We start from the raw sequence: 12,774 nt of genomic DNA, 5'->3' as shown, positions 1-12,774 counted from the left end.
ATGAATCAAACAACTCTGTTTAATCAAAAGAATTACTGGATAATGGGATTAATCGTTTTATTTTTGTTGTTAATCACTCATCCAGCCGCGGCCTCCTCTGCAGGTGGAGGACTTCCCTTCGACTCATGGCTAACTAAAATTCAAAAATCCATTACAGGCCCTTTTGCCTTTAGTGCTGCCATTATTGGATTGGTTGCAGCAGGTGCGACGCTTATTTTTGGCGGTGAATTAAATGGATTTATGCGATCCCTTGTCTTTTTTGTGTTGGTACTCTCATTTCTGGTAGCAGCTCAAAATACCATGACGGCAATTACTGGCAAAGGTGCTGAAATTTCTAAGCCATCTGTTGAAATCGTTGCAACGGAGACTCATCGATGAGTCTTCGTACCATCCCCATACGCCGATGTGGAAACCGCCCCAGTCTGTTTATGGGCGGAGACCGTGAGCTAGTCATGTTCTCAGGACTTTTGTCAGCCATTCTAATCTTTGCAGCTCAAGACTGGCTGGCAGCATTTGCAGGTTTAGTCATGTGGTTTTTATCCTTGAAAGGGCTTCGTTTAATGGCCAAATCCGACCCTTATATGAGGGCTATATATTTAAGACAGAGACGTTACCAGGCTTACTATTCCGCCCGTTCGACTCCTTTCAAAATAAATAAAAGAGGTTATCAATGATTGCCTTAATCACCTTTTTAATCAGCACCACAGGGCTTTTACTTTTAAGCCTCCTGTTTTGGGAAATTCGTCTGAAAAGCCGTCGTAAATATCATTTAAAAAAGCATCGCCATAATTCAGGAGGCACGGCAGATTTACTCAATTATGCCTCAGTGGTCGGTGATGGGGTGATCGTCGGTAAAAACGGCTCTTTTATGGCGGCTTGGCAATACCAGGGCGAAGATAATGCCAATACCACGGATGAGGCTCGTGAGATGGTCTCGTTTCGAATCAATCAGGCATTGGCTGCCATGGGCAATGGCTGGATGATTCATGTAGATGCAATGAGATGCGCGGCTCCCGGCTATAGTGAGCGGGGTCATTCTCATTTCCCAGACGCAATTTCTTTAGCAGTTGATGAGGAAAGAAGAAGACTTTTTGAAAGCATGGAAACCCTATATGAGGGGTATTTTGTGATTACGTTGACCTGGTATCCGCCAGTGATTGCCCAAAAGCGTTTTGTGGAATTGATGTTTGATGACGAAGGATTGAATCTCAGCCAAAAGGCAAAGACGCATCAACTGATAGAAGAATTCAAACAAGCCTGCAGAAACTTTGAATCGCGACTAAGTTCAGCCCTTAACCTCGAACGACTGAAAGCGGAACAACATAGTGATGAATATAACAATACCGTACTTCAAGACAACTTCTTAAGACACTTGCACTATTGTGTCACAGGACTTAACCATCCAGTCAATCTTCCTAAAAACCCAATTTACCTTGATGCATTAATCGGTGGTCAGGAATTAACATCGGGTATCACGCCTAAAATTGGGCGGAAGTTCATTCAATGTGTGGCGATTGAAGGTTTTCCAATGGAGTCTTACCCTGGCATTCTAACTGCCTTAACTCAATTGCCAGTTGAATATCGCTGGAGTTCTCGATTTATTTTTATGGATCCACATGAAGCGGTGGCGCATTTCACCAAATACCGTAAAAAGTGGAAACAAAAAGTCAGGGGATTTTTCGACCAGGTTTTTAACACCAATTCAGGTGTGATTGATGAAGACGCGCTCAATATGGTGAATGACGCACAATCAGCCATTGCTGAAACCAATTCAGGAATGGTGGGTCAAGGCTATTACACCTCGGTTGTCATTTTGATGAACGAAGACCGTGAGTTAGTTGAAAAAGCAGCGCTTTTGATTGAAAAGAACATCAATGCCTTGGGATTTACGGCAAGAACAGAAACCATTAATACCATGGATGCCTTTATGGGCAGTCTTCCAGGACATGGTGTTGAAAATATAAGACGGCCTTTAATCAACACCATGAATTTGGCTGACTTGATACCGACCTCCAGCATTTGGACCGGCGAAAACAAATCCCCTTGCCCACTGTTTCCACCACTATCCCCTCCATTAATGCATTGTGTCACCACGGGGAACACACCCTTTCGGCTGAATCTTCATGTAAGAGACTTAGGACACGGTATTATGTTTGGTCCTACACGCTCCGGGAAATCGACTCACCTAGGTTTAATTGCACTATCCTGGCGCCGCTACAAAGATGCACGGATTTATTCATTTGATAAAGGGATGTCCATGTATCCAACGTGTAAGGCCAGTGGAGGAGAACATTACACCATTGCTGATAAAAACTCGCACCTCTCATTTGCACCATTACAGTTTTTATCAACCAAAGCAGATAGAGCTTGGGCTATGGAGTGGATTGATACGATTCTTGCCTTAAATGGGTTAAATACTAGCCCAGCTCAACGCAATGAGATTGGTCATGCCATCATGAGCATGCATCAGAGTGGCTCTAAAACCGTATCTGAATTAGTCATGACCATTCAAGATGAACCCATCCGTGAAACCTTGAAACAGTACACCATCGATGGATTGATGGGGCATTTATTGGATGCCGAAACCGATGGTCTAGGGCTGTCCTCATTTATGACCTTTGAAATTGAGCATCTTATGGGGCTGGGTGAGAAATTTGCTTTACCAGTATTGCTGTATCTGTTTCGACGTATTGAAACATCACTGGATGGCAAGCCAACCCTGATTTTACTCGATGAAGCATGGCTGATGTTGGCACACCCGGTATTTAAAAACAAAATTGCTGAATGGCTTGATTCAATGGGCAAGAAAAACTGTGTGGTGTTTATGGCAACGCAACATTTATCACATGCCGCGAATTCTGGAATTTTAGACATCATAGTTGAATCAACCGCCACAAAAATCTTTTTACCTAATCTCTATGCACGAGATCCTGAAACACGCCTGATCTATGAACGGATGGGGTTAAACCCACGCCAGATTGACATCATTGCATCAGCTCAACCCAAGCGTGATTACTACTACGTCAGTGAAAAAGGACAGCGTCTTTATCAATTGGCTTTAGGTCCATTGGCGTTAGCATTTGTGGGTGCCACAGATCCTGACTCCATCGAACGAATGAAACAGCTTGAGGCTCAACATGGCGCTGAGTGGGTTTCATATTGGCTTTTAGAAAAAGGAATTACGATGAATCAATTTGGAGAAGCAGCATGAACCAAATAAAACAAAAGTTAAGCCTTAAAAAGAAAAAAAACAACTTAACAGATAATCCTTATCTCAATGCCAAAAGAGCCTGGAATTTTCATACTGCAGGTCTTATGAAATCATTACAGATATGGCAATTGGTAAGTCTAGGTAGTCTTTTAATCACTTTGGCTGCTATTGGTGGGCTCATAACGATTGGAAGTCAGTCCAAATTTATCCCCTTGGTATTTCAGCAGGATGCCAGCGGCAATACACTTTCAGTCACTCGCGCAGATCGTGTCGGTGATGCAAGTATCGATGATTACCGAGCGGCTGCAGCCCATTTCATTGAAAACATTCGAATGGTCAGTGTAGATGTCGCACTGCAGAAAAAGGCTGTATTTCAAGTTTATTCCTATTTGAACCAAAACGATGCAGCATTGACCAAAGTTCAGGAATTTTACAGTGACAAACAACACTCCAATCCATTTGACCGTGCAGCTCATGAAATCGTCAGTATCGAGATTCGTTCAGTCCTGCAGGAATCTGCCGATACCTGGCAGGTTGATTGGGTCGAGACAGTAAGAAACCGTGACGGAACGCTCAAAGAAAAGCCCGCCCAGATGAAAGCACTTGTGACCATGTATCAGGATGGTGAGCTCAATGATGCATCTAATGAATCGATTTTAAAGAACCCTCATCTGATTTATGTCCGCGATTTCAATTGGTCTTATGACTTAAAGAATGGAGAAAATGCATGAAAAAAATAATTCTTTCCTTTGGTTTGATGCTTCCTTTGACAAGCTTTGCTGTGGATAACTCTGAGCTGGCTAACTTCTATTTTTCTAAAAGCATCCCTGCATTATCGAATCAGGAAAAGCAGGCTTTAAGCATTGCAGAAGAATGGCAGAAGGGTGACAAAACCAGCAAGCCATTCCACTCTTCCGATGGCTCAGTAAGTTTTGTTTATGGTTCAGGTCAAATCAGGGTGGTATGCGCACCATTACAGATTTGCGACATTGCGTTGCAGTCTGGTGAGCAGCTTAACGATATGAATGTCGGCGATCCACGTTTTCTCGTTGAGCCTTCTATTACGGGTTCAGGTATGGAGCAACAAATTCACTTGTTAATTAAACCCAAAGATGTTGGGCTAGATACTTCTCTAGTCGTTACTACAGACAGAAGAACCTATCATTTTAGGTTGAAGTCCGATCAAAACGAGTTTATGCCCTATGTCTCTTTTACTTATCCAGATGATGCAAAAGCCAAATGGCGTTTGATTCAGCACATGCAAGCACAACAGCGAAAAGCCAATACCTTCACAGAAACCAACGAATATTTAGGCGATCTTAATTTCAATTACAGGATACAAGGCAATTCCCGATTTAAACCGGTTCGGGTTTATAACAATGGTGTGAAAACCATTATTGAAATGCCTGGAAGCATGTCTGAAAGCGAAGCCCCTGCACTACTGGTCTTAAGAAATGGTGGTTTGTTTAAAAAACCAGAATCGGTGATGGTCAATTATCGCCTGCAGGGCTGCCGATATATTGTTGATAGTGTGTTCGACAAGGCAATACTGATTATCGGAAGTGGCTCTTCTCAAGAAAAAATTACCATTACGAGGTGCTAGAGATGAGGACAGTAAGTGTTTTATTGTTGGTAATTGTTTTGTCGAGCTGCGCAAGCATGCAGTATGGAAATTTTACAGTTGCCTCTCAGAGTAAAGATATTTATTTGGCTAAAGATGCTGCGTCACAACTCACACATATTTATCCGCCAGCGCAAAATATTTTTTATATCAGCCAAAAAGTCAGTGATGGCTTTGGCATTAATTTGATTCATGAAATGCGAAACAAAGGTTATGGCGTGATTGAAAACGTCCAACCGAGACAAAAAGCAAATTTTTTCTATGTAGTTGATGAGATGAAGCAAGGCTCTCACTATCGAGTCAGCCTTTATATTGGCTCGCAAACATTAAGCAGGGTCTATGTCAAAACTAAAGAAAAAATCGCTCCAACCAGCCCATGGTCACACAAGGAGTAACAAAATGAACCAAAACATCGATTTATTATCACCGAATAGTTCACCGCAAAAACTCAAAACAACAGGAGTCAAGCGTGTGAATAATCTCCCTTTAGTGATAGCAATTGGCGTGTTGACCCTTTTTGTCGTGTTAATCGTCTTTGTTTCCCATAAGAGAGCCAATGCACAAAACCAAACTCTAGAGGCAATAAAAGTCACGGGACAGAAGAAAAATAACATGAATCTGGCCAATGAAATCGTTGGGAATCACAAAACCGGTGTGATGCCTGAGGCACTCATCATCAATCATGAGCCGGTACTTGAGTTACCTGTGGAACAAAACTTCCTTCAAAAACAAGACATGGATAGTCAAAATGTATCAGATACGGAGCTGGAACGAATTCGTCAGGAAAAAACCCAAGCATTTGAAGAAGCGGTCAAAGCAAAAACATTAATTATGGTTGATAATCCTCACCTAAATACCAGAGAAAGTATGACTACACACAGAGCCAATTCTGTTGCACCATTCGATGTCGATGGCGGCAGTTCCTTTAAAGAGCAACTGCAACTGCTCGAGGGACGACAAAATGCTAGACCCATGCCGCAAACTTTGGGTGGTGAGGAAAATGAAATGCGCTGGCATTTAAATTCACGACTCGAGAATCCCAACAGTAGATACGAGTTAAGAGCCGGAAGTGTTATTCCTGGAGTGATGGTAAGCGGTATTTCTTCTGAACTGCCTGGGCAAATCATCGGTCAAGTCTCCCAGAACGTTTATGATACGGCGACAGGTCAACATCTTTTAATCCCCCAAGGTACAAAGATTTTTGGTCTTTATTCCAGTGAGGTGAGCTTTGGTCAGAGTTCGGTGCTGGTAGCCTGGCAACGCCTTACTTTTCCAGATGGAAAAGCTTTGGATATTGGCTCCATGCCAGGAGCTGATAGTGCAGGTTTCGCAGGCTTTCGTGATCAAATAAATAATCATTACTTACGAATTTATGGTTCAGCCCTCTTGATGTCCGGTATCGTTGGGGGAATCAGTTACAGTCAAAACAGTAATCAGTCCAATCAGTATGGATTTAGCCCCTCTACAGCGGGCAGTGTATTAAGTCAGGCATTGGGTCAACAGCTAGGCGAAGTAACGTCACAACTGGTGGCAAAAAATCTGAATGTAGCACCGACTCTAAACATTCGTCCGGGTTATCGATTCAACATCATTGTCGTAAAAGATTTAACTTTTAGAAAGCCCTACCGGCAGTTCAGATAACAAAAAAGAGGAACTGTGATGAAACTTCGAATCCTGTTTGTTTATTTATGGACATTTAATGCCTGCTCCAATATGCCCGTGTTTGATTTACCCAATTACGTACAAAATGGAAAAATGCTACTGAACCAGATTAAAGAGTATAAAACTCAGGTTGATCAATACAACAACCAGATTCAGCAATATCAAAACATGCTGGATAACACCAAATCACTCACTTCGTTTCAGTGGGACAATGCCAATGGGGTAATAGATAATCTGCTTGAATCGACCGATACGATTGATTATTACAAACAAGAAGCAGGTAGCCTTCAAGGTTACCTGGATAGGTATCAAAGTCAGGAATACTATCAAAAAACACCTTGCTTTAATGGCAGTAACCAGTGTAGTCCCGAAGAAATCCAGAAAATAAGGCAAAGTAAAATATCTGCTTCTGTTGCTCAAAAACGCGCTAACGATGCCATGCTCAAGGGAATTGATAAACAGCAGCAAAGTTTAAAAGATGATTCGGTAAAACTGCGCACCTTGCAATCTCAGGCTCAAACTGCCCAGGGGCAAAAACAAGCGCTCCAGGCTGCCTCGCAACTGGCAAGCCAACAATCCCATCAACTGCTTCAAATAAGAGGACTTTTGTTAGCGCAACAAAGCGCACAAACCACAAAAGATGCAGCAGCAGCCAACAAAGAAGCCATACAAACCGCTGCTGATGAACGTTTTAGGTCAGGCACCTTTCATAAAAGTTCAGGAAAAAAATGGTAACCCATTGATAACAAGAGGAAGAAAACAATGAAACGATTAGGATTATCCATAGCACTTTTAGCATTCCTGCTTACAGGCTGTGACAGTGCTGAGGTAAAAGCACGAAAAAAGGCAGAGCATCTAGCCTCGTTAACCTGCAACAGCTCCAAAGAGGGTCGGACAGCCGATGAGCTGCAGGCAATAGCTGATGCTTGTTTTAAAGGCGGAAGTTACTCCAAAAGCTCAGGTATAAAGTGGTAATCCCATGAAAAAAAAGACAATCACTTATTTAATCGTATTCCTTTTAATTGGGTTTTCCTTGTCGGCTCATGCACAAGGCAGCATGGACAGCAGGGATTTGCTGGATAATATTCTGTATCGGTTTTCCAGTACAGCCTCTACATGGAGCCAAACCATATTAAGTTATGCTCGATACCTCTTCTGGTCTCTGGCATTAATTAGCATGGTATGGACCTATGGGCTTATGTCATTACGAAGAGCGGATATTCAGGAGTTTATGGCTGAAACGGTTCGATTTTTAGTGGTTGTCGGTTTTTTCTATTGGATTTTGGATAATGGACCTGCCATTGCAACCGCCATCATCGACTCCATGCGACAACTCGCAGCAAAGGCTTCCGGAATTGATACGCACATTTCCCCCTCTGACATTATTGACGTAGGTTTTGATATTGTTTCCAAAGCAATTAATAACTCGTCCCTCTGGTCCCCTGCGGCAACTACGGTGGGATTGATCGTTGCAGGGGTGATTCTGGTCGTTTTGGCACTGGTCAGTATTAACATGCTGATTATTCTGATTACTGCCTGGATTTTAACCTATGGCGGCATCATCTTATTAGGGTTTGGTGGCGGACGCTGGACTTGCGATATCGCGATTCAATACTACAAAACAGTGTTGGGTATTGCTTTACAGGCATTTGCGATGATTTTGATTATTGGTATTGGTAAGTCTTTTGTCGATCAATATTATGCCGCTATGGCAAAGGACATTCTCTTAAAAGAAATGTTTGTGATGCTCGTTGTATCCATTATTTTGCTGATATTGATTAATAAAATCCCCCCTGTTCTCGCCAGCATTGTATCTGGCGGTGGCGGAGGCAGCGGTGGTATTGGTCTGGGTGGCGCTTTAGGTGCTGCCGGCGTTGCGGGTGCTGCTTTGGCAAGCAGCGCAGGAGCTGTCAGTGCTCAAAGTGCAGGAGGCTTATCCGCTCTTCATGCGGCATTCAAAGCCGCTTCCCAAAGTATGGGTGCTGGTGATTTAGGTTCTGTGTCAGAAGGCAATGTCAGCTCCAAAACCGGCAGTTTGGCACAAGCCATGGGGCAAGCATCCAAATTTGCAGGTTCGTTTGGCTCACATTTAGCATCAGGGACATTTGATGTAGCACGAGAAAAGGCAAGCGCTATGAAGGAGGCAATGGCTGCAACGGTGGCCGAAACTACCGGTGGGAAAATTGCCGATGCAATTCATCAACGGGTGGAATCACAAAACGATTTATCAGCATCTGAACACCAGGATTCAGCATTTCAAAATATTACGTCGATAGGCACTCCAGAAGGAAGTTTCAGTGCCGGAGAAAATGACGATGAAGTCAGCCATTTTGTCAATCGAAAAGCATCTGGAGACTGCCAATGAATCTGAGTAAACCCAATAAATCCATTGGTCCACAAGTGAGACAAAAACAGGATAACAAGAGGACCATGAGACTCATCGTAATGGTGACTCTGGGATTTTTAATCAGCATGGAGATTGGCACACAATATGTGGCTTATAAGTTTCATTACCACGAGAATTTAGGTTTTTCATTTGCGCATGTTTATCTACCCTGGAATCTGCTCTGGTGGAACATGAACTATCATCATTACCATCCCGAATATTTTAATGCCGCCTTTGGCATGGTGGTGATGAGCAGCTGCCTTTTTTTGATGATGCTGTTGTTCGCTAGTCGCCATTTAAAAAAAGAAAACATCAGCGAATACCTTCACGGCTCAGCCAGATGGGCGAATAAGGATGATTTGAACAATGCTGGTTTGCTTGACCAGGAGGAAGGTGTGTATGTTGGGGCGATTGAAGATGCGCAGGGAGAAATTCATTATTTGCGCCATAATGGGCCGGAGCATGTTTTAACCTATGCACCAACGCGATCCGGAAAAGGTGTTGGCCTTGTAATCCCTACCCTTTTATCGTGGAAGCATTCCTGCGTGATTACCGATTTAAAAGGCGAGCTTTGGGCCATGACCGCTGGCTGGAGACAAAAGCATGCTAACAATAAAGTGATTCGCTTTGAACCAGCAACATTAACTGGCTCAGCCCGTTGGAATCCGCTTGATGAAATCAGAGTGGGTACAGAATCAGAGGTGGGTGACGTACAAAATTTGGCAACACTTGTGGTTGATCCTGATGGTAAAGGGTTAGAAACGCACTGGCAGAAAACATCGCAAGCCCTTTTGGTTGGTTTTATTCTGCATGCGATTTACAAACTAAACAACCAGGGGGAGCCGGCCACATTTCCCAACATTGACCGTATGCTGGTGGATCCCAATATTAATATTGCCGACCTGCTCATTGAAATGACCCAATACCCGCATATTGAAGGAAAAACCCATCCCGTTATTTCAGCCTCCGCCCGTGACATGATAGACCGCCCCGAGGAAGAAGCAGGCTCTGTGTTATCCACTTTAAAATCTTATCTGGCGTTATATCGTGACCCAGTAGTTGCTCATAACATATCTGCCTCAGATTTTTGCATCCGCGATTTAATGAACTATGAAAGTCCTGTGAGTCTCTATATTGTTACTCAACCCAATGATAAAGCAAGGCTTCAGCCTCTGATTAGGGTCATGATTAATATGATAGTGAGGTTATTGGCTGACAAAATGGAGTTTGAGCGTGTATCGGATGACAAAGGTTTAGCTTATGTCAGAACGAAAAAAACGTATAAGCATCGATTGCTTTACATGATCGATGAATTTCCAAGTCTTGGAAAACTCGATATTCTGCAAGAGTCATTAGCGTTCGTTGCGGGTTATGGTTTGAAGTTTTACTTAATTTGTCAGGACATTAATCAGCTTAAAAGCCGTGAACGTGGTTATGGTCCTGATGAAACCATCACGTCTAATTGCCATATTCAAAATGCTTATCCACCTAACCGAGTTGAAACAGCAGAACATCTTTCCAAACTGACAGGCCAAACGACGATTGTTAAAGAACACATCACCACCAGCGGCAAACGTTTTTCAACGTTCTTAAATCAAATCTCCAAAACCGTGCAGGAAGTATCAAGACCTCTTTTAACCGTTGATGAGTGTTTGCGTATGCCTGGCCCCAAAAAAGACTCCGATGGTTTTATCCGTGAGGCTGGTGATATGGTGGTTTATGTCGCTGGTTTTCCTGCGATTTATGGGAAGCAGCCACTTTATTTTAACGATCCAGTTTTCTTAGCCAGAGCATCTGTCGAGGCACCAGTACACTCAGATATTTTGCGTGCTCGTTTAAGTGACGATGAGATCATCAAGTTATGAAAAAATTGTCCGTCTTCATCGCTATTTTCTTTATATGTCTTATTGCTTTAGGCGCACTGTTCCATGCTATGGGTTTTAGGATAAACCTGACTGAATCCATACCTATAGGCTTATATCGCATCACCAGTGCAGAATCTCTCAAAAATGCTTATGTGATTTTTTGTCCTGATGACAGGAAGTCGTTTAGGTTAGCCAAGAACAGAGGCTATATAGACCATGGTCTTAATTGTGGTGGATATGGTTATTTAATGAAAAAAGTCGTGGCTCTATCTGGCGATATTCTCTCGGTGACAACCGAAGGTGTTTTTGTGAATCACATGCTAATCCCCTATTCAAAACCAAAATTACAGGATGGGATGAACCGCACATTACCTCAATGGCAGGTAATGAATTACCAACTTCAAAAAGAGGAAATCCTGACAATGACCAGTCAAAGCGAATGGTCATTCGATGGTCGATATTATGGTCTTGTTCACACAAGACAAATCAAAGGAATGATCACACCCGTATGGTTAATTAATAAACGGGAGAATACCACATGATTAATGAAATCAAATTAATGGGGAAAATAATTTGGTTTCTGATAATAATATCATAACGAAATAGGCTATTTGCTACGAAGCTTTTTAATAAAAGGATTCAATTTTTTTTTTATTAACTCAAGTGTTAAGCTTTCATTATAATAAACATAAACAATGGAAACGCCATTTTGCCTACAAAGCTCTTTTTTTCTTAAATCTCTTTCTTTGTTTTTTATTAAAGCTGTTTCACCGCCAAAAAAGTCAACTGGCTCAAAATGTTGTCTACCTTGGTATTCCAATGCCAAAGATATTTCAGGAAAATAGACATCAAGACTTTGACTACCCAGCCAGGTAGGGCTGGCTTCCCGCAATATTTTAAATTCTGGAAGTAGCTCCTTGGCGAATAGAAACATATTATTTTCATTAATCCATTTGGGTTGGTTAAATATATAGTTTAAATTATGGTAAATCCAACTCCATTTTGGGTCTTTATAATAGAAAAATGAAAGAGGTCCAAAACAATATTGTAAAGTTTTGTCAGGAATACCAAATTGTCTTTTACACTCATCAAAGCCGTATTTCTGTATTATGCATACATGGCAAATTGTATTCCGCCTCGGTAAGCAAACTATATCAGATAACATTAAAAGATTATCTTTTCGAGCGGTTGGAGGATTAGATGCCAATAAATGCTCGTGGAATTCCCTGGAGCAGGAGCATATATATCGTTTACCAGAAATAAGATTAAAATAAGTTATTTCCTGATGCTTAGAATTAAACATTTCAAAATCACAAAGATAAAACCATTCTGGCACCATTTTATCCTGAAGTTTTTCAATGGTTTCAGGAGATAGTTGGGTGAGAATGTTTTTAACCCTAAAAGAAAATCTTAATTTATTGATGAAAATATTTGTTTGGGTTTTTAGTTCTTTTATTGCAACGTCTTTTTTTGCTATCCGTGTAAACTCTATTTCATGTAAATAATTATTGCTTAATATTTTTCCATCCATAAAATAAAATAAGTGATATTCATTATTCTTATTATTTCTTATATGTCCGGACTTTATAGGAAAGTATTTCATTACAACACCTTTTATGAATGGATTGAACTCAACTTTGTCTTGCCTCATTTTCTGTATTTTAATTATTGAGGAAAGTTCAAAAGTCAGTTCTTTATCAAGGTAATTAAAGCCGAAGCCATGAGTCAAAGTTTTTGGTTGCTTACATTTAATAACAGTATCCATTACAAAATCATTCTTTATTAGGAGGTTACTATATTTCGACAAATAATTTGACATTGCAATTTTTAAAGCATATTCGATACTTGCAGAAAGATCCTGAAATATATGCTTTTCTAATGTATCTTTTAGGGCTTTTTCAAAAACATCAGTTTCTATGCCTAATCGGAGTTCCATAAGATTAATTAAATAGTAATTCTTTTTATTGTAGGCCAAAAAAGTGAAGTTAACGGCAAGATTGCCGAGAAATATATGAACGATCTATTTTTT

The 12,774-nt window shown here is 41.3% G+C and carries 13 protein-coding genes; 12 read left to right on the top strand and 1 reads right to left on the bottom strand.

Annotated features, from left to right (window positions below; translation table 11 throughout):
- The 12 genes from ELY20_RS12380 to traF are packed head-to-tail and all read left to right on the top strand — an operon-like array spanning position 1 to position 11,287.
- Complete coding sequence (locus tag ELY20_RS12380; RefSeq protein WP_110142756.1) at positions 1–378, top strand: TrbC/VirB2 family protein; 378 nt, start codon at positions 1–3, stop codon at positions 376–378.
- Positions 375–674 (top strand): conjugal transfer protein TrbD, encoded by a 300-nt coding sequence (locus ELY20_RS12375; RefSeq protein WP_110142757.1) that lies wholly within the window; start codon positions 375–377, stop codon positions 672–674. Before ELY20_RS12380 ends, ELY20_RS12375 begins: the two co-directional genes overlap by 4 nt.
- On the top strand, positions 671–3,211 hold the full coding sequence (locus tag ELY20_RS12370) for a VirB4 family type IV secretion/conjugal transfer ATPase (protein WP_110142758.1): 2,541 nt from the start codon (positions 671–673) through the stop codon (positions 3,209–3,211). The genes ELY20_RS12375 and ELY20_RS12370 overlap by 4 nt, the downstream gene beginning before the upstream one ends.
- The gene (locus ELY20_RS12365; RefSeq protein ID WP_110142759.1) at positions 3,208–3,942 is read left to right on the top strand and encodes a conjugal transfer protein TrbF; all 735 of its coding nucleotides are present in this window, start codon (positions 3,208–3,210) and stop codon (positions 3,940–3,942) included. Before ELY20_RS12370 ends, ELY20_RS12365 begins: the two co-directional genes overlap by 4 nt.
- On the top strand, positions 3,939–4,814 hold the full coding sequence (gene trbG, locus ELY20_RS12360) for a P-type conjugative transfer protein TrbG (protein WP_110142760.1): 876 nt from the start codon (positions 3,939–3,941) through the stop codon (positions 4,812–4,814). The genes ELY20_RS12365 and trbG overlap by 4 nt, the downstream gene beginning before the upstream one ends.
- A 2-nt stretch (positions 4,815–4,816) precedes the next feature.
- Positions 4,817–5,227, top strand: a complete 411-nt coding sequence (locus ELY20_RS12355) for a conjugal transfer protein TrbH (protein ID WP_110142761.1) — start codon at positions 4,817–4,819, stop codon at positions 5,225–5,227.
- Between the two features lie 4 nt (positions 5,228–5,231).
- The gene (locus ELY20_RS12350; RefSeq protein ID WP_110142762.1) at positions 5,232–6,473 is read left to right on the top strand and encodes a TrbI/VirB10 family protein; all 1,242 of its coding nucleotides are present in this window, start codon (positions 5,232–5,234) and stop codon (positions 6,471–6,473) included.
- A gap of 18 nt (positions 6,474–6,491) precedes the next feature.
- On the top strand, positions 6,492–7,229 hold the full coding sequence (gene trbJ / locus ELY20_RS12345) for a P-type conjugative transfer protein TrbJ (protein WP_110142763.1): 738 nt from the start codon (positions 6,492–6,494) through the stop codon (positions 7,227–7,229).
- 27 nt (positions 7,230–7,256) lie between these two features.
- Positions 7,257–7,469: a hypothetical protein gene (locus ELY20_RS12340; protein WP_110142764.1), complete on the top strand. Its 213-nt coding sequence runs from the start codon at positions 7,257–7,259 to the stop codon at positions 7,467–7,469.
- A 4-nt stretch (positions 7,470–7,473) separates the two neighbouring features.
- The gene (gene trbL, locus ELY20_RS12335; RefSeq protein ID WP_110142765.1) at positions 7,474–8,859 is read left to right on the top strand and encodes a P-type conjugative transfer protein TrbL; all 1,386 of its coding nucleotides are present in this window, start codon (positions 7,474–7,476) and stop codon (positions 8,857–8,859) included.
- Positions 8,856–10,745: a type IV secretory system conjugative DNA transfer family protein gene (locus tag ELY20_RS12330; RefSeq protein ID WP_110142766.1), complete on the top strand. Its 1,890-nt coding sequence runs from the start codon at positions 8,856–8,858 to the stop codon at positions 10,743–10,745. The genes trbL and ELY20_RS12330 overlap by 4 nt, the downstream gene beginning before the upstream one ends.
- On the top strand, positions 10,742–11,287 hold the full coding sequence (gene traF / locus ELY20_RS12325) for a conjugative transfer signal peptidase TraF (RefSeq protein WP_110142767.1): 546 nt from the start codon (positions 10,742–10,744) through the stop codon (positions 11,285–11,287). The genes ELY20_RS12330 and traF overlap by 4 nt, the downstream gene beginning before the upstream one ends.
- A gap of 65 nt (positions 11,288–11,352) precedes the next feature.
- Here traF and ELY20_RS12320 read toward each other — a convergent pair whose 3' ends face one another.
- Entirely contained in the window at positions 11,353–12,681 is a 1,329-nt protein-coding gene (locus tag ELY20_RS12320) for a hypothetical protein (RefSeq protein ID WP_110142768.1), read from the bottom strand.
- Positions 12,682–12,774 lie beyond the last annotated feature (93 nt).

This window comes from Legionella qingyii (genome assembly GCF_003990155.1).
Taxonomy (GTDB): Bacteria; Pseudomonadota; Gammaproteobacteria; order Legionellales; family Legionellaceae; genus Legionella; species Legionella qingyii.
The sequence above is the reverse complement of the archived record's forward strand: the minus strand, read 5'-3'. Positions and strand labels throughout refer to the sequence as shown.